This window comes from Bacillus sp. PPSBB_2 (genome assembly GCF_045291115.1).
Lineage (GTDB): Bacteria > Bacillota > Bacilli > Bacillales > Bacillaceae_G > Bacillus_A > Bacillus_A cereus.
Genome location: NZ_CP147983.1, coordinates 1,306,760 through 1,329,936, shown reverse-complemented (window position 1 = coordinate 1,329,936; position 23,177 = coordinate 1,306,760). Strand labels below are relative to the sequence as shown.

Below are 23,177 nucleotides of genomic sequence, written 5' to 3'. Positions count from 1 at the left end.
TCAAAATCTAACTAGACTTACAAAGGGAGGAATTGGAACATGAAATTAGGCATTGTAATTTTTCCATCTAAAATGATTCAAGATAAAGCGAACGGATTGCGTAAACGTTATGACCCGCACTACGCATTAGTTCCGCCACATATTACATTGAAAACACCCTTTGAGGCGCAAGATGAACAATTAGAGTCGATTGTAAACGAGTTACATACAATCGCAAGTAAAACGAACCCTTTCACCCTTCATGTTGGGAAAGTTGGTTCATTCGCACCTGTTAATAACGTCCTTTACTTTAAAGTAGAAAAAACACCTGAACTTACTTTCTTAAATGAAGAAATGCATGGCGGGTTATTCACGCAAGAACGCGAATATGCTTTCGTACCTCATTTAACAATCGGACAAGGCTTATCAGACGCAGAGCATGCTGATGTATTGGGCCGACTACGTATGAAAGATTTCTATTATGAACAACCAATTGATCGTTTCCATCTTCTATATCAATTAGAAAATGGAACATGGACTGTACACGAAACATTCCGTCTTGGAAAGGGGAACAACTAATTTGCATGCACAGATTGTACAAACGGACGAACAACTAAGAGATGCATTCTCTGTACGTAAACAAGTGTTTGTAAATGAACAACGTGTCTCTGCTGAAGAAGAGTACGATGAGTTTGAAGAAACTTCAACACACGTTGTTATATATGACAATGATGTTCCAGTTGGTGCTGGACGTTTTCGCATCCTTGATGGTATAGGAAAAATGGAACGCATTTGCGTGCTAAATTCCCATCGCAAAAAAGGGATTGGAAAAATTGTTATGGATTCGCTTGAAGCGTATGCAAAAGAAAATTCGCTACCAAAATTGAAACTTCACGCTCAAACACATGCTGAAGATTTCTATAAAAAACTTGGATATGTAACAAGTTCTGATGTATTTATGGAAGCAAATATCCCGCACGTCGTAATGATAAAAGAATTGTAATTTGAAAGCAGGAGGTGACCCCTCCTGTTTTTTTACATTGCTATTTTCTTTTTCTTCCGCTAAAGTTAAATGTTGATGCTATAGTTTTGAAGGTGAACATATGACACAAGAAAAATTTTCACAAAAATCGTTAACACACGCTGATATTCCGCGTGCGACATATCATATTCCGAAAACATCTACCCATTTAATTATGGAAGAAGATGTAGATGCGGCTTATTTCCGCGCTCTTGAACAACAAAATGTTTTTTTAAACGAAAAACAATTAGAAGCCGTGCGCACAACAGAAGGTCCTGTTCTTACACTAGCTGGTGCCGGAAGCGGGAAAACATCTGTTTTAACAACTCGCGTTGGTTATTTAGTAAATGTAAAACAAGTTCATCCACGAAATATTTTATTACTTACATTTACACAAAAAGCAGCTGAAGAAATACGAAGTCGTGTTGCGAAGTTACCAGGCATGAATCATGCAGCAAGTAGCTACGTAGTTGCTGGTACATTCCACTCTGTTTTCTTAAAATTGCTTCGTAGCCAAGGGTATAATCAGCAAATTTTAGCAAATGAAAAACATAAACAAATTATGATAAAGAAAATTTTAAAAGAATTGCGTTTAAAAGACGATTATGATGCGGAAACGATGCTCGCGATGATTTCACTTGAGAAAAACAAATTAAATCGTCCGAAAGATGTAAAAGCGAAAACACCAGTCGAACAAGAATTTAAAGAAGTATACGAACGTTTTGAAGAGGTAAAACAAAGATACAATTATATTGATTTCGATGACATCTTATTGGAAACATATTATATGTTAGAAAATAATGCTCCTTTACTAACTCAATTACAACAACGGTTTCACTACATTGAAGTAGATGAGTTTCAAGATACATCGTATGCACAATATGAAATCGTAAAATTGTTAGCCACGCCAAGAAACAATTTATTTATCGCAGGTGATGACGACCAGGCGATATACGGCTGGCGAGGAGCAAGTCACCAAATTATTTTATCTTTTCCCAAAGAATTTGATAACACAACAATCATTGCACTAAATACGAATTATCGATCCAATCCCTTTATCGTCGGGCTTGGAAATGAAGTTATAAAATTAAATCAAGAACGTTTTGATAAAGAGCTATACTCTGTTCGTGAGGAAGGTGTACAACCTTTTTATGCAAGACCTGCTACGACTCTTGACGAAGCAAATCAAATTTTGCAGCTTATTCAAGAAAAAGTAGAGAGTGGTGAACGTAACTTTAAAGATTTTTGTTTACTGTATCGCACACATTCTGTAAGTCGTTCGTTACTTGATCAGCTTACCATTCATAAAATCCCGTTTATTAAACACGGGGCGAGCCAATCATTTTATGAACATTCTTTAATCAAGCCTGTATTAGATCATTTAAGACTCGTGATTGAGCCGTTTCGACTAGAATCACTTTCAAACATATTGCCGACGATGTATATCGGACGTGATGATTGTATTTCATTTATTGAACGTGAACAATGGAAATATGGTGAGGGACGCTTCCCTTCTCTTCTTCATTTCTTACTATTAAATCCAAGCTTAAAACCTTTTCAAGTGAAAAAGGTAAATGAGCGCATCGATTTTATTAAGTTTATTAAAGAATTAGAACCGAAAAAAGCATTAAAAGAAATCATTCATGGTAAAGGAAAATATTTAGAGTACTTACAAAGTAACGATCGTTCTTCCTTTACGATGCATAAAGACATACAAGAAGAAATGTTGGAAGAATTAATGGAGTCTGCAACTCGTTTCACCGATATTCCAGCTTATTTACAATTTATCGACGAGGCGATTCAAGGTCAAAAAGAAATGGAAGCATTAAAAACAATGCCGCAAAAAGATGCCGTTTCACTTATGTCAATCCATAACGCAAAAGGCCTTGAATTTCCATGTGTCTTTTTACTTGGAGCAAGTGATGGAATCCTGCCTCATACTTCTTCTTTAAAAGATGCAAATGATCGTGTTACGGAAACTTCTGAAGCGTTAGAAGAAGAACGCCGATTACTGTATGTCGCCATTACACGTGCGAAAGAAGAACTTTATATTTCTTCTCCGCAATTTTTCAGAGGAAAGAAATTAGATATATCTCGTTTTTTATATACTGTGCGAAAAGATTTACCTGAAAAGACATCCACTAAATAAGGATGTCTTTTTTTATATCACGTTATGTACATCCCTCCTATATAAATTCCTTGTTTTTATCGTGAGAATTAACGTAATATCAGCCATATTCCACTCATATTGTAATAGTGTATGTCAGAACTCACGAGAAGGAGTGAACATAATGAGCTGCAATTGTAATGAAGATCATCAACATGAGTGTGATTTCAACTGTGTATCGAATGTTGTTCGTTTTATACATGAACTACAAGAATGTGCAACGACAACATGTGGATCTGGTTGCGAAGTTCCATTTTTAGGTGCACATAACAATGCATCAGTAGCGAATACACGTCCTTTTATTTTATACACAAAAACTGGAGAACCTTTTGAAGCATTTGCACCATCTTCAAGCCTTACTAGCTGCCGTTCTCCCATTTTCCGCGTAGAAAGTATAGATGATGATGACTGTGCTGTATTGCGTGTATTAACTGTAGTTTTAGGTGATGGTACCGCTGTACCACCTGGTGACGACCCAATCTGTACGTTTTTAGCTGTACCAAATGCAAGACTAATATCAACCTCCACTTGCATTACTGTTGATTTAAGTTGCTTCTGCGCTATTCAATGCTTACGCGATGTTTCTATTTAAAACTAAATAATGAGTTAAGCATGGATTGGGTGGCAGATAATTCTGCCACCCAATCCATGCTTAAAGAGTATTCTTATGTAAATTTCTTAAAATTGGGAACTTGTCTAGAACATAGAACCTGTCCTTTTCATTAACTGAAAGTAGAAACAGATAAAGGAGTGAAAAACATGTTCTCTTCTGATTGCGAATTTACTAAAATCGATTGCGAGGCGAAGCCAGCTAGTACACTACCTGCCTTTGGTTTTGCTTTCAACGCGTCTGCACCTCAGTTTGCTTCACTATTTACACCACTATTATTACCTAGCGTAAGTCCAAACCCAAATATTACTGTTCCTGTAATAAATGATACAGTAAGTGTCGGAGATGGCATTCGAATTCTACGAGCTGGTATTTATCAAATCAGTTATACATTAACAATTAGTCTTGATAACTCACCTGTTGCACCAGAAGCTGGTCGTTTCTTCTTATCATTAAATACACCAGCTAATATTATTCCTGGATCAGGTACAGCAGTTCGTTCTAACGTTATTGGTACTGGTGAAGTAGACGTATCCAGCGGTGTTATTCTTATTAACTTAAATCCTGGTGACTTAATTCAAATTGTGCCAGTTCAGTTAATTGGAACTGTAGACATTCGTGCTGCAGCATTAACAGTTGCACAAATTAGCTAGTAAAAAGCGGTATTTCTAATACAGAAATACCGCTTTTTATATATAATAAAAAACACTCACAGTAGCATGAGTGTTTCATTCTTCATATTGTTTTATTGTATTCTTCTTTTTCCCACAATTGCATCCCTTTTTCTTCACAAATCCTTGTTGTTGTAATTGTTCTTGATATGCCTGTTGTTGTGCTTGGTGTTGTTGCTGTATATGATACCACTGCTGCAGGTCATATGAATTTTGCCTTGGATTATTGCTCACAGCAAACATCTCCTCTACTGTCAATTCTGTCTATTTACTATATGAACAACTCTTTATTTCCGTTCCCTCATTCTTTTAAACTCCGCTTTTTCTCTTATTATGAAAATATATTATTCTCCCATAAAATATCCTGTAATCGTTTCAATGATTGCTGCTGCTCCTGCAATGGCTAATAATGCAAGTAACGGTTCTGCAACGATAGGAATCCAATTATATAAGACTAATAAAAAAGCACTAACCCATACACCTGTACACCAATAACAGCTTAACAATTCGCCAATCCACTTTCTTAATCCTTTACCTTTCACTTTTGTAAACGTTGATACACTTCCATCCGGCTCCGTAATCTCTAATTCATCAATAAATGGTCTTCGCAAAAAGGCTGTAATTTTATCATAAACAATTAAACGAGTGAGCCTAAAAGCAGCTAACGCAAAAATAAAAAATAAAAGCCAGCTTGTAAACAGCATGATTCCACCTTCCCTTATCCTCTTTCGCCTATTTTAAAAAAAAGGTCTTGAGATTGTGACCAAATCTCCTCGACTCCAATATCTTATTAATGTAAATACAAACAAGAAGATAAGGAGTGACATTAATGAGTTGTAACGAAAATAAACACCATGGCTCTTCTCATTGTGTAGTTGACGTTGTAAAATTCATCAATGAATTACAAGATTGTTCTACAACAACATGTGGATCTGGTTGTGAAATCCCATTCTTAGGTGCACACAATACTGCATCAGTAGCTAATACACGCCCTTTTATTTTATACACAAAAACTGGAGAACCTTTTGAAGCATTTGCACCATCATCAAGCCTTACTAGCTGCCGTTCTCCAATTTTCCGTGTGGAAAGTGTAGATGACGATAGCTGTGCTGTACTACGTGTATTAACTGTAGTTTTAGGTGACAGTTCTCCGGTACCACCTGGTGACGATCCAATTTGTACGTTTTTAGCTGTACCAAATGCAAGATTAATATCTACAACTACTTGCATTACTGTTGATTTAAGCTGTTTCTGTGCGATTCAATGCTTACGCGACGTTTCTATCGTAAAGTAAACTAAAAAACTATTGGGGTGGTAGAAGCTTTCTACCACCTTTACATATTTAAAAACCGGCCATACTAATCGATTGGATATCATCTATAGACAGCCTAATATCTCTCATACTATTTTGCGGCATAATAGATACAATGCCATTTCGATACGATATGATTGATCCAACATATGAGACTGTAGCTGTTTTTATTCTGCACCTTACTTTCGGAATGTAATGAGGGCGGTTTAGTAAAAAATGAATTTTTTCATCATTATTCATATCCTTAAATGATTTATTATACGGGACAGTTCTTACTGGTTCTGGTTCTTGCTCTTCTTGCTCTTCTTGCTCTTCTTGCTCTTCTTGCTCTTCTTGTTCTGCGTGTTCTTCTTTTTCTTCTATTTTTTCTTCCACTTGCTGCTCTTCTTGTTGTTCTTGTTCTATTACCTCTTCCACAGCACTACTTACAATATTTTCTTGTCTATTACTTTTCTCTTTTTGATCTTCATTTTCAAAGTTTGTCAGGATAATCCTTTTTATTTTCGGTGCAGCAAGTTCTAAACTTACTTGCGTGATATATAACAACGGTTTTCCAACTGTTGAACTTTTATTTTTATTCTTCACACTCGTCCCTCCCACTTCCATACGTAGCTAAATAAATCGTGTACTATTATAGTTATATTCATCACCTGATAAGAACTTTCGTTAAAAATCGTTCTTTCTCAGAACAAATAAAAAGGACAATCTCATCATTTAGAGATTGTCCTTTAAAATTTAATATTATATTTATCCTAGGATATGATACCCTGAATCAACGTGAATGTTTTCTCCTGTTACACCTCGAGCTAAATCACTGAATAGGAATACTGCTGTATCGCCAACTTCTTCTTGCGTTGTTGTGCGACGAAGTGGTGCGCGCTCCTCAATTTCTCTTAAGATTGAGTTGAAATCGCCTACACCTTTTGCAGATAACGTACGAATTGGTCCTGCAGAAATAGCGTTAACACGAATACCGTGTTGACCTAAATCGTTCGCTAAATATTTCACGCTCGCTTCTAATGAAGCTTTCGCAACACCCATAACGTTATAATTTTTCACAACGCGCTCGCCGCCAAGGTATGTTAACGTTAAAATATTTCCGCCTTCTGTCATTACTTTTTTTGCTTCTCTTGCTACAGCTGTTAAAGAGAATGCACTAATATTTTGTGCAAGTAAAAATCCATCGCGAGAAGTATCTACAAATTCACCTTTTAAGTCATCGCGATTTGCAAAAGCAATACAATGTGCTACACCGTGAATAGTACCTACTTCTTGTTTAATTGTTTCAAAGCAAGCTGTAAGTTCCTCATCATTCGTTACATCACAAGGTAATACAAGTGATTCTTGTCCTTCTAATGTGTCCGCTAATTCACGAACGTTTCTTTCTAAACGTTCTCCTGCATATGTGAATATTAATTTTGCACCTGCATTATGCAAAGAGCGAGCTATTCCCCATGCAATACTTCTTTGGTTCGCAACGCCCATAACAACAAATGTTTTCCCTTGTAATAGTTCCATGATATATCCTCCCAGAAATACTTATACTTGTTATTAGTACCTGATACTATAATTATAGTACCATAAAACCGCTTAAAGGCAAACAAAAAAGTCATTAACAGAAATTTGTTAATGACTTTTGGTTTCTATAAAAAACCGCTCTAATCCTTCTTCCCAAGACGGCATTTGTGAAAAACCATTTAATCTTAGCATGTTATGTTGAAAAATAGAATATTTGGGCCTCGCAGCCGCAGCCCCGAATTCTTCCGTTGAAACAGGTAATACATGCACTTTCATATTGGCGTACGAAAATATCTTTTGTGCAAATTCAAACCAAGAGCATGAGCCTCTGTTTGATACGTGGTATGTACCGTATAAAGAAGTATGAATGAGCTTATTAATAACCATATTCAAATCCGCCACATACGTAGGAGAGCCAACTTGATCCGCTACAACAGATATTTCATCTCTTTCTTTTCCTAATCGCATCATCGTTTTCACAAAATTATTCCCATATTTACCATATAGCCACGATGTGCGAACGATAAAATATTTATTATGTAACTCTTTGACGAACTGCTCCCCCGCATACTTAGAGGCCCCATATATATTTATCGGTGCTGGACTATGAAATTCGTCGTATCCATCTGGTCTGGCGCCTTGAAATACATAATCAGTACTAATATAAACTAGCTTCGCCCCTACTAATTGTGAAGCAACCGCTACATTTCGAGCTCCGATTGCATTTATTCTATATGCAAGATCCTGTTCTTTCTCCGCATGATCTACTTTCGTATAGGCAGCACAATGAATAATTATATGTGGTTTTATTTCTTGTACCACTTGTTGTATTCGGGATATATTTGTCACATCTAATAACTTTTTATCAAATGGATATATATCATATTCTTCAGAGTCTAACTCTTCAAATAGTTGCTTTCCTAATTGACCGTTTGCTCCTGTTATGATAACCCTCTCTTTCATTTAACATGCCCCTTACTGGTCTTTTAGTGGTTTCCACCATTCCTTATTCTTTTCATACCATTTCACCGTCTCTTGTAATCCTTGTTCAAACGTATATTTCGGTTCCCAATCAAATTCATTCTTCATTTTCTCTGCATCAATCGCATAACGACGATCGTGCCCTAAACGATCTGTAACATATTCAATGTCTTTTTTTGTTTTTCCTAAAAGAGTAATAATTTGTTCCACAACTTCTACATTTGTTTTTTCATTATTTCCACCTATATTATATACTTCTCCGACACGTCCCTTATGCAAAACAACGTCAATCGCACTGCAATGATCCGTTACATGTAACCAATCTCTTACATTTAAACCATCACCATATAACGGTAGTTTTTTTCCTTCTAGTGCATTCGTAACCATTAATGGAATTAATTTTTCAGGATACTGGTACGGTCCATAATTGTTAGAACAACGCGTTACTATAACCGGTAATTGATATGTTTTATAGTAAGATAGAGCTATCATGTCCGCGCTCGCCTTACTTGAAGAATATGGACTATTTGGAGCTAACGGCGTTTTCTCTGTGAACTTCCCTGTTTTTCCTAAAGAGCCATACACTTCATCCGTTGATACTTGCACAAGTTTTATATGCGAATATTTTTTAACTAGTTCTAATAAAGTGACCGTCCCAATTACATTTGTATCATAAAAAGGAATCGGATTTTCAATACTACGGTCCACATGTGATTCAGCTGCAAAATTTACAATCACTTGTACGTCCCGCTCTTTTATAACGTGTTCTAATAGCTCTCCATTTTGAATTTCTCCCTTTACAAAAAAGTAATTCGGGTGATCCTGAAGAGATTTTACGTTATTTAAATTCCCGCTATATGTTAATGCATCGTAATTAATAATTTTATATGTTTCATAACTTTGTAGCATGTAATGAACGAAATTACTTCCAATAAATCCAGCCCCACCTGTTACTAATATATTCATAAACAACGCTCCTACTTAAAAACTATCTTCATATTCCTCTAATAATGGTAATATCTGATCCTTATCGGACAATATAGGATCGGTTACTGGCCAAGGAATTGCTAAATCTTTATCTTCCCAAAGTAATCCTGAGTCATGCTCTGCGCTATAATATTCATCTACTTTATACATAACGATAGTATGCGGAACAAGCGTGCAAAATCCATGCGCAAACCCTTTTGGCACTAGTAATTGCCGATGGTTATCTCCACTTAAAATATATCCTTTCCATTGTTTAAATGTTGGTGATTTTTTTCGTAAATCGACGATAACATCATAAATTGCCCCTTGCATAACTTGAATGAGTTTCGTTTGTGCTTTCGGTTTTTTTTGAAAGTGTAGTCCCCGAATCGTTCCTGCCTTAGCCGAATAAGATACGTTATCCTGTACAAATGAATACGTTATCCCTAATGTTTCTAGCACCTGCTTATTATAACTCTCTGAAAAAAAGCCACGCTCGTCTCCAAACAACCTCGGTTCTAACAATTTTGCATCGGTAAAATTTGTTTCTACAACTTTCATATTCTCACCTATTCTCCGTTAAACTGTTTCCCAAAATTAATATCACGCGCTAACGTATTCGCCTTTTGAAGCGAAGCATGAGTTCCCGCATCAGTCCACCAGCCGTTCATTTCATTATAAGTAAGTACCCCTCGTTTTAAATACCAATTATTTATATCTGTAATTTCAAGTTCTCCCCGTGCAGAAGGTTTTAATTCTTTAATATAAGAAAAGACTTTCGAATCATACAAATAAATTCCCGTAACCGCATAAGAACTTTTCGGCTCTTTCGGCTTTTCTTCAATTTCAACTATTTTTCGGTTTTGAATATGTGCTACGCCAAATCTTTCGGGATCTTCTACAGATTGCAATAGCACTTTCGCACCTTCTTTTTGATTTGCAAACTCTTCAACATACGGAAGAATATCATCTGAAAAAATATTATCACCTAATATAACTACCATACGATCATTCCCGACGAAATCTTCACAAAGCCCTAACGCCTGTGCGATCCCGCCCGCTTTATCTTGCACACGATACGTAAAGGACACTCCAAATTCATGACCACTCCCTAAAAAGCTAACAACATCCCCCATATGCTCTTTACCTGTAATAATCATAATATCTGTAATATCGCATTGTTTTAGCTTATATACCGCATGATAAATCATTGGATACCGACCAACAGGAAGTAAATGTTTATTCGTTACTTTCGTTATTGGATATAATCTCGATCCAGTACCACCTGCTAAAATAATTCCTTTCACTTTGCATCTCTCCTTTATGATGGAGATAATATATCTTTGTAATGTTCTACAAACACTTTCCGGTACTTCTCATATGTATCCGCATCAAACTCATCCCCGTTGTAATGAATACACCATAAATTTGCTTGATTTGGGATACCGATTAAATAACCAGCCCTTTGAAACTCTAAAGACTGTGACACATCATAAAAGTGAAACCCTTGAAACAAATCTTCTCGCCACGGAATATCATACTGCGTTGCCATGAATAAACCATCAATTGCCTGAACTGACAAAAATGGTTGATTACCATAAAAAACCTGATCTAAATTTAATAATTGATAATTCCGTCTTCTATACTCAATCACTTTCCCTACTAAATTTTTTCCTTCCCACCATATCCCGTTATTCGGTAAAAACTGAGCTCCAGCGACTCCTATTAAACCAAGCTTTTCATTTTCTTTAAAAAGAGATATAAGTGTAGAAAACATGTCTCGATTAATAAGATATGTATCTTGATGTATATACACTTTGTATTTCGCTGGATATGAAAGGGCTCGGTTGTATGCACTCGCCATACTTTGTGCATCTCGTATCGGAAAAATTTGTACGACATAACCAGGGGGAACAAAAATGTTTCTTATTTGGCTCTCACATTGTTTGAAAAGCTCCTCATTATTTACACAAACAACGACTAATATTGTATGATCTTTCATTTTTGTCCCCCCTTTTATTCTTCCTTATTTATATCTGACATATAGTGTTCCACAAATATTTTTCGATACTTTTCATAGTTCGTCATATTCACATCAAAATGATAATGGATACACCAAGCATCGCGCTGTACAGGTACACCAACTGTATATCCTGCTTTTTTAAATTCAAACGATTGAGATACATCATAAAAATCAAATCCGTCAAATAAGTCTTCTCGCCACGGAACATCATATTGTGTCGCCATTAATAAACCATCAATACATTCTACAGGAATAAATGTTTTTGATTCATGATACGGTTGTTCTAAACTTGCCATATAAAACAAATCATTCATATAACCAATGACCTTTCCTACAATTCCACGCCCTTCGTTCCATACACCAGTTGGAGGAACATATTGCGCTCCAACCATCCCAATCATACCAAGATGTTCATGTTCCTCAAATAATTGAAGTAATCCGTATAAAAAGGCTCTATTTATAATAAAAACATCTTGATGTATATACACTTTATACTTTGCTGGATGCGAAATGGCTTGATTGTATCCACTCGTCATACTTTTCGCATTTCGAATCGGCATAAATTGGACAATATATCCTGGCGGTACTAACAATTGCAATATATGTCGCACGCAGTTTGCATACAATTTCCGATCATTTATACATGTAACAAATAATATTGTTTTGTCTGCAGCACTCATAATTGTGATTTTTCAGCTTCAATAATATACTGAAATACAACTGTCTCAGCCATGAAGCCACTTCCAAGACGATATTTTTTACAAATTCCATATAACTCCTCAATAAGCGGCTCATACATTTTATAATCAACATATACACGATCTACTTTACTAATTGAATATCCTGCTTTTAAAAACATTCTTAGCATTTCATTGAATGTAAAGAAACGAATATGTGTTTTATCTAATAAACCATATTCTGTATACGTCCAATTTCCAGCAAGCAAGGGAGCTAATACTGAAATATGAGCAACGTTTGGTATACTTGCTAAAATCACACCATTTTGCTTTATATATGGCTTTACTTTTTCTATTACAGCCCATGGATTAAATAAATGCTCTAATACATCCCCAAATATGACGCAATCAAATTGCCCCTCCTCATAAGGAAGATCTATTTTTTCTATATCCCCTAAAATAACATGATCTAGTCTTTCCTTCGCTTTTTCTGCCGCCTCTGGAAATGCCTCAATTCCTGATACACGTGTACCGTTTTCTTTAATAGCTGCTCCCAATGCACCGCTCGAGCAACCAATATCAAGAACTTCTTTCCATTCCTTTTTTATATGCTTTAATAAATTCGGATTCGCTGCATTATAATAATGCTCGGATTTTTCTTCATATAAAGAACTTTTTTCGCGACTCATTTCACACACTCCTTATGCAAATTGAATTAGAAATATAAATCTCATATGAATTCTATAAAGTGCAGATTTTGTTCATCCCCCACTGATTATTAGCCCACAAATAGTAGTATAAAACCTTTTATTTATATTGGTTACGTTACTGATACTCTAATATATAACCAATCTATTAGAGTTAGAATAACGATACATCATTTCTAAAAAACGAAACCTATTACACTTTATATGGTTTATCAAAAACTCCCCGAAAATATTTACGGTTATATTCAATTGCAGCATTATTCGGAACATAAGAAGCTGCTAATTCATTGTAATAATACGCTTTATCCTGCTCCCCTAACCTGCTATAACAAATACACATTTGTAAATAGGGTAGCCATGTGTAGCTAGCTGGACTATGGAAAGGACTCTCCGTTGCCATTGGTACTTCCGTTGCAAGTTTAAACCAAAATATCGCTTCATTATATTTTTCTTGTTCCATATATATATATCCTATTCTTGTACAATTCTCTCCTCTAGGGACGCCATACCGAAACGACTTCACACAAGATTCGATTGCCTTCTCCCACATTCCGAGCTTTGCATAGCAATCTCCTAACTTACCACATGCATAAATTTTCTCTTCATACCATCCTTCGTCTTGATTAAGAAATGTTTCATATAGAAGAACTGCATCATCATATTTTTGGTTATCCGTAGATTCATTTGCGTAATAAAATAAATCTCTCGGACTTAATTCTTCACCTGCCGCTACAGTATTTTGAAAAATTTTCAAATTACGATTTGTTACTTTTTTTTCTTTTTTATGTGTAATAGCAACATTACTACTAAAAACCTCACCAGAAATAGCTAAATACTCATGAACCTTTCCAAACCATTGGAATTGTTTTTCACGCTTTACAAGTCGATTTCTTTTTGTACAATATAAAGGTTTCCCGTTAGAATCCATCGCAAGATGATAAGGCATCGAAACAGCATCAATTTTAGGATCTAATTCTCTTTTTAAAAGTTTCAATGCTTCTTGAGCATCTTCTAATAATACGTCATCTGCATCTAGCCACAATATATACTCTTGCGTCGCTTTTGAAAAAGAAAAATTTCTTGCTGCTGCAAAATCATCAATCCACTGGAAATCATATATGTTAGAAGTGTATTTCTCTACGATTTCTTTCGTTCGATCGACGGAGCCTGTATCAACCACTATAATTTCATCCACAATTTTTTCAACTGTGTCTAAACAACGGGCTATTGTCTCCTCCTCATCTCGAACAATCATACATAAACTAATTGTAATTCCTTGCTTGTTCAACATAATCACCCTCTTCCAAATCAATCATATGTTATACATATACTAAACTTTCCATTTTTTTAAATTGTTCAAGTAGTTTAAGATTTCTTTTCAATAATTCAAATGTCCGTGTCATTTTCTTTCGGTTTTGCATCTACTATATAATGAACGCTTTATGGAGGTGAATTTATGTCAAATAATAATTATTCAAATGGATTAAATCCCGATGAATCTTTATCAGCTAGTGCATTTGACCCTAATCTTGTAGGACCTACATTACCACCGATACCACCGTTTACCCTTCCGACTGGGCCGACCGGGCCGACTGGACCGACTGGGCCGACTGGTGACACTGGGACTACTGGACCGACTGGGCCGACTGGTGACACTGGGGCTACTGGACCTACGGGGCCTACTGGTGACACTGGGGCTACTGGACCTACGGGGCCGACTGGTGACACTGGAGCTACTGGACCTACGGGGCCGACTGGGGCTACTGGACCGACTGGACCATCCGGACTAGGACTTCCAGCAGGATTGTATGCATTTAACTCCGCTGGAATTTCTTTAGATCTTGGACTTAATGCTCCAGTACCATTTAATACTGTTGGATCTCAGTTTGGTACAGCAATTTCTCAATTAGATGCTGATACTTTCGTTATTGCTGAAACTGGATTCTATAAAATCACTGTTATCGTATATACTGCGGCAATAAGTGTATTAGGGGGGCTTACAATCCAAGTAAATGGGGTATCTGTACCAGGTACTGGGGCTACTTTAATCTCAGTTGGAGCACCTATCGTTGTTCAAGCAATTACGCAAATTACGACAACTCCATCATTAGTTGAAGTAATCGTTACAGGACTTGGGCTATCATTAGCTCTTGGTACAAATGCATCTATTATTATTGAAAAAGTTGCTTAATTTTTACTTAGCAGTAGAACTGTTATCAGTTTTACTGCTTTTTCAATTTTAAATTCAATCATGAAACATTCGCTATCTACATAATCATATTGTTGTATGACATTTTGCAGGAGGCACAAATATGGAAAGTAAATCTGCTGTTCAGCTTTATCTCGAATTGCTAAAGAAGACCATTTTATTTGAAATATGGTTAGAATATGAGGCATACTTACCCGCATCTCTACATATTTCGAAAGAACTAGAATTCGAGCCAGTTACAGTCCCCCTCCCTTTATTCATTAAGCAATATGCTGAAAACCATAACTTAAAAATTGTAAAACCAAATGTTTCAAAAAGTGAACGCCATGATGGAATGGATTGGCCAAGAGCAGCACATAGTATGATTGGTCGAGAACGTATGAACCAATTACAAGAGGCGATGGAAACCGTTGTTCGTGAAAATATAGAAGGTGATTTTATTGAAACAGGTGTATGGCGCGGAGGTTCATGCATTTTTATGAATGGTTTTTTACAAGCAAACAACATTACGAATCGTAATGTGTGGGTTGCAGATTCATTTGAAGGTTTGCCAGCACCGAATCTAGAACAATATCCAAAAGATTACGGTGATTATTTACACACATTCGATTACTTACGCGTCTCTTTAGAACAAGTACAAGAGAATTTCAAAAAATATGATTTACTAAATGATCAAGTGAAATTTTTAAAAGGCTGTTTTAAAGATACTTTACCAACAGCACCAATCGAAAAAATTGCAATTGCACGGCTTGATGGTGATATGTACGAATCCACAATGGATGGTCTCGTGAACTTATATGATAAAGTTTCTAAAGGTGGCTATATAATTATCGATGACTACGGGCTACCGCCATGCGCTGAGGCTGTGACAGACTTTAGAAACCAACGAAATTTAAAAGCCCCTATTACTAAAATTGATGTATTTGGCGTTTATTGGAGAAAAGAATAAAAAAGATTTAACCTATAGGAGATTCCATTTTCACTCATTCTTCTCTTACTTCTGATCCAATTAAGTATTCTTTTTCGGAATCTCCCTACATATAACAATTGTTTTCCTGTGTTCTCTCACTACAAATTGAAAATTTTATTAATAGAGTTACTGCATATTCTCACATAAGAAAGGGGTATACTCATGAGCGAATTTAACAAAGAAATGACTTTACTCCCCCCTCCTGAACTCGTCCAATATGTAGGTGGCGACTTCAAAAAAGTTGGAAAAGAGTTCCTAAAGTATTTTATTCAAATTGGCGCTTTAAAACCAAATGAAAAAGTATTAGATGTAGGCTGCGGCGTCGGCCGAATGGCTGTACCATTATTGAATTACTTAAATGATGATGGAGCGTATTATGGATTTGATTTGTTTAAAGATGGAATTGCTTGGTGTCAAAATAACATTTCAACTATGCGTAATAATTTTCACTTTGAACATGTTGACATATACAATCAATTCTATAATCCAGAAGGAAAAGAAGATGCCTCTCAATATCGTTTTCCCTATGAAGACGGGACATTCGATTTTATCTTTTTAACTTCTGTATTTACGCATCTTCTTCCAAAAGAATTAGAACATTACGTATCTGAAATTGTACGTGTATTAAAAAAAGACGGGAGATGTTTCATTACATTCTTTCTTATAAATCCTGAATCGTCCTATTATTTAAATGCAGGACAAAGTACATTAGGTTTTTATCATCGAATCGAAAATTGCTACGTTGTAAATAAAGATATTCCGAATTTCGCAGTTGCTTATCCTGAGACAGATATTTGCAATCTATTGAATAAGTACGGCCTAGAAATAATCAATAAGCCGCATTACGGTTTATGGTGCGGCAGACATGAATATACAAGTTACCAAGATATTGTTCTTACAAAAAAAAGCTTCTGAAAGGAAGTTATGTATGATGAATGAAAAAAATCTACCTCTCGTTTCCATCCTTATTCCTACTTATAATCGGCCTCATTATTTCAAAATTGCTCTAGAAAGTGCATTGGCACAAACTTATTCTAATATTGAAATCATCATTGGAGATGACAGCACAAATGATGAAACAGCAACTTTAATACGCGAACAATACTTACCAAATTATAAAAATATAACATACATTCGAAATACCCCTACTCTAGGACAATTTCACAATGACCTTATGCTCATAGAAAAATCAAATGGTGAGTATATAAATTTTTTAATGGACGATGACGTGTTTTATAAGCATAAAATACAAAAAATGATGACCTATTTTGAGCAAGATCCCAATAAAAATCTTGCTCTTGTTACTTCTTATCGAGTACGCATTGATGATCATGGAAATCTAATAGGTGATTCCCATCCAACACAAAGGTTATATAGTGAAGACACCCCATTAAACGGGATATTTTTAGGTAATTGGATGTTAAAGGGCGGACACAACATTATCGGTGAGCCTACAACTACTTTGTTCCGAAAGGAATTGCTCACTGAACCTTTTGGCACCCTTAAAGAGCGACAATATTCTTGTAGTGTTGATATGGCCTCATGGATTTCTTTACTTTCTAAAGGAAATGCAATATACATTTCTGAGCCTTTAAGTCAATTTCGCTACCATGCTGGACAACAAATACACAATAAGCTCCTTCAAGGTTGTGAAGATTTCACACACCTTGTTATAACAGCAAAAGAATATGGCTTTTTACAAAATACTACGGACTATAGAGCAGCTCTACTTAGTGCTTACCAATGGTGTAAAAGTTCCTTAAAATACTATCTTCATCAACTAGATATTTTTCCTGACGCACATGTACGTCTCTCCTATTGTTTGGATATAATTATTAAAGAGCTAAACAATTAAACTACTCTGCAAAATTAAAAGTGTATGGACTATATGTGAATCATTCGTATAGTTCATACATTCTTTCTCATACTATAAAGTGAAACTTTAATCAGCTCTCACCAATCGGGCTTTTACGGGCAGTTGATCCCCCACCTAACTTCTTCGCTTTCGCTGAATTTTGAGGTGGGGGTCTTACTGCCCATTAATGCGGGATAAAATCCATTACTATAAAGAGCAGTAGAAAGGAATACCTACATTGAAAGATCCAAATTCTCAATATCAAATAGACTACGTATTACTATTTATTTTATTTGCCATTGGGATTGTTAGTTGTTGTGCTATTGCAAGTGCGCAAGCCTCTTTACCGCCATTTTTACAAAACGTCAATTTTGTACTAAAGCAAATCCAATGGTATTTCATTGGATTTATAGCCATTGGTGTTATTATGATTATCGACTTCGATCGTTATCAAAAAATTGCTTGGTATTTGTATAGCTTTGCAATGGTACTACTTATTGGACTAGAACTTCAAGTACCAGGTGCCGTTACAATTAAAGGCGCTACCGCTTGGTACAGGCTCCCAGGCATTGGAAATTTTCAGCCTTCTGAAATTATGAAATTGTTTTTAATTATCGTCATTGGAAGAATTATAGCAAATCATAATGAGAAATATTTTTCCCAAACGATACATGACGATTTTTTACTACTTGGAAAAATATTTGCGACAAGCTTGCCACCACTACTACTTATTGCAAAAGAACCAGATTTAGGAAACACAATGGTCATTTCAGCGATGCTTGCAGCAATGATACTAGTTTCTGGCATCCGATGGCGTTTTATTTTTGGATTAGTCTCAGGTACTTTCGTTGCTGGATCTACATTAATATATATTTTTTTTACTCACACAGATTTCTTTAAAGCACACATTTTAAAAGAATATCAATTAAATCGCTTCTACGGATGGTTAGCACCTTACAAATATGATGCACAAGGCTATCAATTAAGACAAGCATTCTTAGCGACTGGATCCGGAGAAATGCAAGGAAAAGGGTGGGAAAATGGACAAGTATATTTTCCAGAACCACATACAGATTTTATTTTCACTAATGTCGCTGAACAATTTGGATTTCTAGGCGCAAGTGTCATTATTTCTCTTTTTTTCTTACTCATTTTTCGAATGATTCATATTGCTTTAGAAAGTAATGACCCTTTCGGTAGTTACATTTGCGCTGGTACAATCGGAATGTTTACTTTCCAAGTATTCCAAAATATCGGGATGACAATCGGATTACTTCCCATTACAGGGATAACATTACCTCTTATGAGTTACGGAGGAAGTTCACTGCTTACATACATGATTGCGATTGGATTCATTTTAAATGTTCGCTCAAGAACGAAAATCTTTATGTTTAAATGAACAACACAAAAACGCTATATTTTTATCTCTATCCTTTTTTAGATATACTAATGAAAAATACGATGGAGGTTTAAATATGAAATATGACATTATAGGAGATATTCATGGATGCTTCCAAGAGTTTCAAAATTTAACAGAGAAGCTAGGATATAACTGGAGTAGCGGTCTACCGGTTCACCCTGACCAACGTAAACTTGCATTCGTTGGCGATATTACAGACCGTGGTCCTCATTCATTACGTATGATTGAAATTGTATGGGAACTTGTCATACATAAAAAAGAAGCTTATTACGCTCCTGGAAATCACTGTAATAAACTATATCGATTTTTCCTTGGGCGTAATGTAACAGTCGCTCACGGACTTGAAACAACTGTTGCTGAATATGAGGCACTTCCTTCTCATAAGCAAAACGTTATAAAAGAAAAGTTTATCACTCTTTATGAACAATCACCGCTCTACCACATACTAGATGAAAAAAGAGTAATCGTATGTCACGCTGGGATTCGGCAAGATTACATAGGAAGACGAGATAAAAAAGTACAAACCTTTGTATTATATGGCGATATTACAGGAGAGAAGCATGCCGATGGCTCACCTGTCCGTCGCGATTGGGCGCAAGAGTACAAGGGGCAAGCTTGGATTATATATGGACATACACCAGTAGCAGAACCTCGATTCGTCAATCAGACAGTCAATATTGATACTGGTGCTGTATTTGGTGGCAAATTAACCGGATTACGTTATCCTGAAATGGAGACTATCTCTGTTCCTTCTTCTTTACCTTTTGTCGCTGAGAAATTCCGTCCAATTTCATAACTACCTTACTTAGCGAAAGATTACCGTATTATTTAGGCAGATCTCATATAAAACTAGGTAAAGTAATTAAAAAAAGATGCAATAAAGTGCATCTTTTTTTAATTACACTACATATAATGTCGCAGGAGGTGACAGAATGAAGAAAAAATCTTCTAAACAAAAAAGAAAATTTCCCCCTTTATATCTGCCCATGTACGGAATTAACAACTGGTGTAGTATTCGGGCTGCAGCGATAGAAGAACTGGAAGAACAAGAGTCATCAAAAAAAAGCAAAGTAAAACCAACATATGTCTCTTTAGAAAATGCTGTGATGAGCCGCATAATCGATCGCAGAAAAATAAAGATGCAACAAAAAAATAAACAGCTCTCAAATCAAGATGAACAGGTAATACATTCTAATCAAACAGAAGAAAAGACGGAAGAAAATATTTCTGTAGCAATAAATAAAAAAGTGGAACCAGAAATTCCAGCTGCTATTATAAACAAAGTAAAAAAAATAAAAGAGGCATTGGCTTCATCGAATGATATACAAACTGAAAAACCACTCATAATTGAGACACCTACACCTGAAAATACAAAAGTTAAAAGGGGCGGCCGATATGCATATGCGGAAGGGCTTCACTCTCATGCGGAGGGCATGGCAGCACATGCGGAAGGCTTATTAACACACGCAAAAGGTTCTTTCTCTCATGCAGAAGGATCAAACTCAAAAGCAACCGGACATAGTTCCCATAGTGAGGGAAGTGAAACGACAGCAGGCGGAGCTTATTCTCATGCAGAGGGTAAACAGACGATTGCTTTAGGCGAAGCAGCACACGCAGAAGGAACCGCAACTATCGCTAACGGATCCTCTTCTCATGCGGAAGGTCATCATACATCAACAGCTCATTTTGCAGGTAGCCATATTATGGGGCGCTTCGGCACTGCAGAAGAAGCTTATTCTTGGTTTATTGCAAATGGTGTAAGCGACACCGACCATAATATCGGGGCTAAATGGCTTGCCCATAATGGAGAAATGTACATTGAGGGTGCGTCTTACAATGCAAGTGGAACGGATTTTGCACAAATGTTTGAAACCGAAGATCATAAACCTATTGATGTCGGTTATTTCGTTACATTTAGTAGCGAAGAAAAAATTCGGATAGCTACTTCACACGACTCGTTCATTTTAGGAATATCTAGTGCAACCCCTGCCCTTATAGGAAATAGCGGGGCTTTAAGTTGGGAAAAACGTTATAAAACAGATAACTTTGGAAAACGCCAATATGTATGGACGGAAACCGAAGAAATACAACCTCTTTTAAATACAGAATGGGATCCAACTCGCAAATATGTAGCAAGAAAAGATCGCGCCGAGTGGCTTCCTGTCGGATTAATTGGACAAATGTTAGTACGTGATGACGGCACTTGCGAAGCACATGGATTTTGTCTTCCAAATGACAATGGCATTGCTACAAAAGCCGAAAGTGGATTTTTCGTTATAAAGCGTACGGGTGAAAACCAAATTTTAATATTATTCCGCTAAGAAAAAAGGGAACAAAATTCTTTATAATATAAGAATTTTGTTCCCTTTTTAAGTATGCCGCAACACTTCTTGCATATCGCTTGGAAGCTTTATAGTGAAAGACATCTCTTTCTCTAAAATAGGATGATAAAACGTCAAAGATTTACTATGAAGTGCTTGCCGTTTCATTTCATCCCTTCTCCCTCCATATAAGCTATCACCAAGTAATGGATGTCCTACATGAGCCATATGCACACGAATTTGATGCGTTCTTCCTGTCTCAAGCTCAAGCGCTACATGTGTCTTATGATATGTACTATCAATTACTTTAAAATGAGTAACTGCCCTTTGTCCATCCTCACAAACCGTTCGCTCAATAATGCTATCAGATTTTCGACCAATTGGTGCATCAATCATTCCTTCTCGTTCTACAATCTTTCCGTGAACAATTGCTTCATACGTTCGTTTCACAGCTTTTTGTTGATGCTGCTTCGATAAAAGATGATGCACGAAACGATTTTTTGCAATGAGCATAAGCCCCGAAGTATCACGATCTAAACGTGTTACGATGTGCACTGTACTTGCAAGATGCTGCTTATCATAATGAGATAACAGCGCATTGGCAACACTTCCTGCCGGATGTTCTCTAGACGGAATCGTTGACATATTCGCCTCTTTATTAATGATAAGAACCGCGTCATCTTCATATATAATGCATAAAGGAATATCTTCTGCCATCATCCCTTCACTTCTTTCCTCCACTGGAAAAAAGACACGTAATTCTTCACCAGCACGCAACTGATGACGAACACTCGCATGTTGACCATTTACTTCAATTGCTCCGCCATGAAACTTTATATCCGTTAAAGCGGCTTTAGAAATACCTTTCGTTTTCAAAAATTCCCTAACTAAAGTTCCCTCTTCAGCCGGCCCTATATCCCATTTCAATGTAAATCTGTTCAAATATATAACCCTTTCTATTTATCTGCAACAAACGAGTCACGAACTCGTTTCCAGAACGGGAATGGGCGGAAACGAACAAATCGTACTTTCTCGTTTGCGACGCGATACTGGATTGATTTCACATCTTGATGAACCATCGTTAAATGATCCACTGTAATTTGTAAGTTCATTCCTGCAGCTGGCTTTAACACACATGTATGATGCTTCGGCAATACGAGTGGCGATCCTACAGTACGAAATACACGATTGTTAATGGACGCCATTTCTGCAATTTGAATCGCTTCAATAGATGGGTGAATAATTGCTCCGCCAAGCGCTTTATTATACGCGGTACTTCCTGAAGGAGTAGAGATACAAAGGCCATCTCCGCGGAATGTTTCAAAATATTCTCCTCGTATTTCTACTTCTGTTACTAATGTACCTTCTGCACTTTTTACAGTCGCTTCATTCATCGCTAAATACTGTGACTCTTTACTTCCATTCACATAGCGAATAATAACTTCTAAAAGCGGATATTCCACCACTTGGAATGGTGTTTTCGCAATCGCAATTACTAATTTCTCTACTTCTGTCGGTAACCAATCTGCATAGAAACCTAGATGTCCTGTATGTACACCAACAAATGCTGTTTCATCCAATCGATTATAATAACGATGAAACGCATATAAAAGCGTTCCATCTCCCCCAACAGAAATTACAATATCGGGTTCCTTTTCATCCATTATAAATCCAAAATCTAGCAAGTACTCTTTCATCGTGCTTGCCAGTGTATCTGATGATTGATCTCCCTTTGACATAATTGTAAATTTCATCGCCCAACACCCTTTA

The 23,177-nt window shown here is 36.3% G+C and carries 27 protein-coding genes; 13 read left to right on the top strand and 14 right to left on the bottom strand.

All coding sequences use genetic code 11. From position 1 onward, the window contains the following. The first annotated feature begins 39 nt into the window (after positions 1-39). From V6946_RS06620 to exsF, 5 genes are all read left to right on the top strand, one after another. Positions 40-558, top strand: coding sequence for a YjcG family protein (locus tag V6946_RS06620; RefSeq protein ID WP_000765862.1), 519 nt, complete (start codon positions 40-42; stop codon positions 556-558). Between the two features lies 1 nt (position 559). Beyond that, the gene (locus tag V6946_RS06615) at positions 560-982 is read left to right on the top strand and encodes a GNAT family N-acetyltransferase (protein WP_000543295.1); all 423 of its coding nucleotides are present in this window, start codon (positions 560-562) and stop codon (positions 980-982) included. Positions 983-1,082: 100 nt separating this feature from the next. Further along, on the top strand, positions 1,083-3,149 hold the full coding sequence (locus V6946_RS06610) for an ATP-dependent helicase (protein ID WP_000191204.1): 2,067 nt from the start codon (positions 1,083-1,085) through the stop codon (positions 3,147-3,149). A 142-nt stretch (positions 3,150-3,291) separates the two neighbouring features. Continuing rightward, positions 3,292-3,759: a spore coat protein CotY gene (gene cotY, locus V6946_RS06605; protein WP_001277719.1), complete on the top strand. Its 468-nt coding sequence runs from the start codon at positions 3,292-3,294 to the stop codon at positions 3,757-3,759. A gap of 167 nt (positions 3,760-3,926) precedes the next feature. Further along, positions 3,927-4,430: an exosporium protein ExsF gene (gene exsF / locus V6946_RS06600; RefSeq protein WP_000492939.1), complete on the top strand. Its 504-nt coding sequence runs from the start codon at positions 3,927-3,929 to the stop codon at positions 4,428-4,430. A 75-nt stretch (positions 4,431-4,505) separates the two neighbouring features. Here the strand turns inward: exsF and V6946_RS06595 are convergent, their stop codons facing one another. Both V6946_RS06595 and V6946_RS06590 read right to left on the bottom strand, forming a co-directional pair. After that, positions 4,506-4,691: a hypothetical protein gene (locus V6946_RS06595; protein ID WP_029948404.1), complete on the bottom strand. Its 186-nt coding sequence runs from the start codon at positions 4,689-4,691 to the stop codon at positions 4,506-4,508. A gap of 101 nt (positions 4,692-4,792) precedes the next feature. Beyond that, positions 4,793-5,152, bottom strand: a complete 360-nt coding sequence (locus V6946_RS06590) for a DUF1360 domain-containing protein (protein ID WP_000899662.1) — start codon at positions 5,150-5,152, stop codon at positions 4,793-4,795. A gap of 125 nt (positions 5,153-5,277) precedes the next feature. Here V6946_RS06590 and exsY point away from each other — a divergent pair, with 125 nt between their 5' ends. After that, positions 5,278-5,742: an exosporium assembly protein ExsY gene (exsY, locus tag V6946_RS06585; protein ID WP_001277744.1), complete on the top strand. Its 465-nt coding sequence runs from the start codon at positions 5,278-5,280 to the stop codon at positions 5,740-5,742. Positions 5,743-5,790: 48 nt separating this feature from the next. Here the strand turns inward: exsY and V6946_RS06580 are convergent, their stop codons facing one another. The 10 genes from V6946_RS06580 to V6946_RS06535 all read right to left on the bottom strand — a co-directional run bounded on the left by V6946_RS06580 (position 5,791) and on the right by V6946_RS06535 (position 13,923). After that, positions 5,791-6,366, bottom strand: a complete 576-nt coding sequence (locus tag V6946_RS06580; RefSeq protein ID WP_406622272.1) for a spore coat CotO family protein — start codon at positions 6,364-6,366, stop codon at positions 5,791-5,793. A 141-nt stretch (positions 6,367-6,507) separates the two neighbouring features. Further along, positions 6,508-7,278: an enoyl-ACP reductase FabI gene (gene fabI, locus V6946_RS06575; RefSeq protein ID WP_000421886.1), complete on the bottom strand. Its 771-nt coding sequence runs from the start codon at positions 7,276-7,278 to the stop codon at positions 6,508-6,510. Between the two features lie 108 nt (positions 7,279-7,386). After that, positions 7,387-8,241, bottom strand: a complete 855-nt coding sequence (rfbD, locus tag V6946_RS06570; protein ID WP_000664652.1) for a dTDP-4-dehydrorhamnose reductase — start codon at positions 8,239-8,241, stop codon at positions 7,387-7,389. 12 nt (positions 8,242-8,253) lie between these two features. Next, the gene (rfbB, locus tag V6946_RS06565) at positions 8,254-9,225 is read right to left on the bottom strand and encodes a dTDP-glucose 4,6-dehydratase (RefSeq protein ID WP_001024166.1); all 972 of its coding nucleotides are present in this window, start codon (positions 9,223-9,225) and stop codon (positions 8,254-8,256) included. 15 nt (positions 9,226-9,240) lie between these two features. Further along, positions 9,241-9,786 carry a dTDP-4-dehydrorhamnose 3,5-epimerase gene (rfbC, locus tag V6946_RS06560; RefSeq protein WP_000869418.1) on the bottom strand — a complete coding sequence of 182 codons (546 nt, stop codon included), beginning with the start codon at positions 9,784-9,786 and terminating at the stop codon, positions 9,241-9,243. 8 nt (positions 9,787-9,794) lie between these two features. Next, positions 9,795-10,532 (bottom strand): sugar phosphate nucleotidyltransferase, encoded by a 738-nt coding sequence (locus V6946_RS06555; RefSeq protein ID WP_000676157.1) that lies wholly within the window; start codon positions 10,530-10,532, stop codon positions 9,795-9,797. Positions 10,533-10,546: 14 nt separating this feature from the next. After that, the gene (locus V6946_RS06550; RefSeq protein ID WP_000651527.1) at positions 10,547-11,227 is read right to left on the bottom strand and encodes a glycosyltransferase family protein; all 681 of its coding nucleotides are present in this window, start codon (positions 11,225-11,227) and stop codon (positions 10,547-10,549) included. A gap of 14 nt (positions 11,228-11,241) precedes the next feature. Further along, positions 11,242-11,928: a glycosyltransferase family protein gene (locus V6946_RS06545; RefSeq protein WP_001271180.1), complete on the bottom strand. Its 687-nt coding sequence runs from the start codon at positions 11,926-11,928 to the stop codon at positions 11,242-11,244. Continuing rightward, positions 11,925-12,614 carry a bifunctional 2-polyprenyl-6-hydroxyphenol methylase/3-demethylubiquinol 3-O-methyltransferase UbiG gene (locus V6946_RS06540; protein ID WP_006922321.1) on the bottom strand — a complete coding sequence of 230 codons (690 nt, stop codon included), beginning with the start codon at positions 12,612-12,614 and terminating at the stop codon, positions 11,925-11,927. The genes V6946_RS06545 and V6946_RS06540 overlap by 4 nt, the downstream gene beginning before the upstream one ends. Positions 12,615-12,825: 211 nt before the next feature. After that, a complete protein-coding gene (locus V6946_RS06535) occupies positions 12,826-13,923 on the bottom strand; it encodes a glycosyltransferase family 2 protein (RefSeq protein ID WP_000932908.1) in 1,098 nt (365 codons plus the stop codon). A gap of 165 nt (positions 13,924-14,088) precedes the next feature. On the opposite strand from V6946_RS06535, the gene V6946_RS06530 reads away from it, so the two are divergent. From V6946_RS06530 to V6946_RS06500, 7 genes are all read left to right on the top strand, one after another. Continuing rightward, positions 14,089-14,823, top strand: a complete 735-nt coding sequence (locus V6946_RS06530) for a BclA C-terminal domain-containing protein (protein WP_406622271.1) — start codon at positions 14,089-14,091, stop codon at positions 14,821-14,823. Between the two features lie 121 nt (positions 14,824-14,944). Further along, positions 14,945-15,790: a TylF/MycF family methyltransferase gene (locus V6946_RS06525; protein WP_006929082.1), complete on the top strand. Its 846-nt coding sequence runs from the start codon at positions 14,945-14,947 to the stop codon at positions 15,788-15,790. Positions 15,791-15,973: 183 nt separating this feature from the next. After that, positions 15,974-16,726 (top strand): class I SAM-dependent methyltransferase, encoded by a 753-nt coding sequence (locus tag V6946_RS06520; RefSeq protein ID WP_006929080.1) that lies wholly within the window; start codon positions 15,974-15,976, stop codon positions 16,724-16,726. Between the two features lie 13 nt (positions 16,727-16,739). After that, a complete protein-coding gene (locus V6946_RS06515) occupies positions 16,740-17,666 on the top strand; it encodes a glycosyltransferase (RefSeq protein ID WP_006929079.1) in 927 nt (308 codons plus the stop codon). A 238-nt stretch (positions 17,667-17,904) separates the two neighbouring features. Next, the gene (locus tag V6946_RS06510; protein ID WP_000654702.1) at positions 17,905-19,065 is read left to right on the top strand and encodes an FtsW/RodA/SpoVE family cell cycle protein; all 1,161 of its coding nucleotides are present in this window, start codon (positions 17,905-17,907) and stop codon (positions 19,063-19,065) included. A gap of 76 nt (positions 19,066-19,141) precedes the next feature. Continuing rightward, a complete protein-coding gene (prpE, locus tag V6946_RS06505; protein WP_006929078.1) occupies positions 19,142-19,882 on the top strand; it encodes a bis(5'-nucleosyl)-tetraphosphatase PrpE in 741 nt (246 codons plus the stop codon). A 136-nt stretch (positions 19,883-20,018) separates the two neighbouring features. Further along, the gene (locus V6946_RS06500; protein WP_000730518.1) at positions 20,019-21,407 is read left to right on the top strand and encodes a peptidase G2 autoproteolytic cleavage domain-containing protein; all 1,389 of its coding nucleotides are present in this window, start codon (positions 20,019-20,021) and stop codon (positions 21,405-21,407) included. Positions 21,408-21,455: 48 nt separating this feature from the next. Here V6946_RS06500 and V6946_RS06495 read toward each other — a convergent pair whose 3' ends face one another. Further along, a complete protein-coding gene (locus V6946_RS06495) occupies positions 21,456-22,349 on the bottom strand; it encodes an RluA family pseudouridine synthase (protein WP_001079137.1) in 894 nt (297 codons plus the stop codon). Between the two features lie 14 nt (positions 22,350-22,363). After that, positions 22,364-23,161, bottom strand: a complete 798-nt coding sequence (locus V6946_RS06490) for an NAD kinase (RefSeq protein ID WP_000673190.1) — start codon at positions 23,159-23,161, stop codon at positions 22,364-22,366. Between the last annotated feature and the right edge of the window lie 16 nt (positions 23,162-23,177).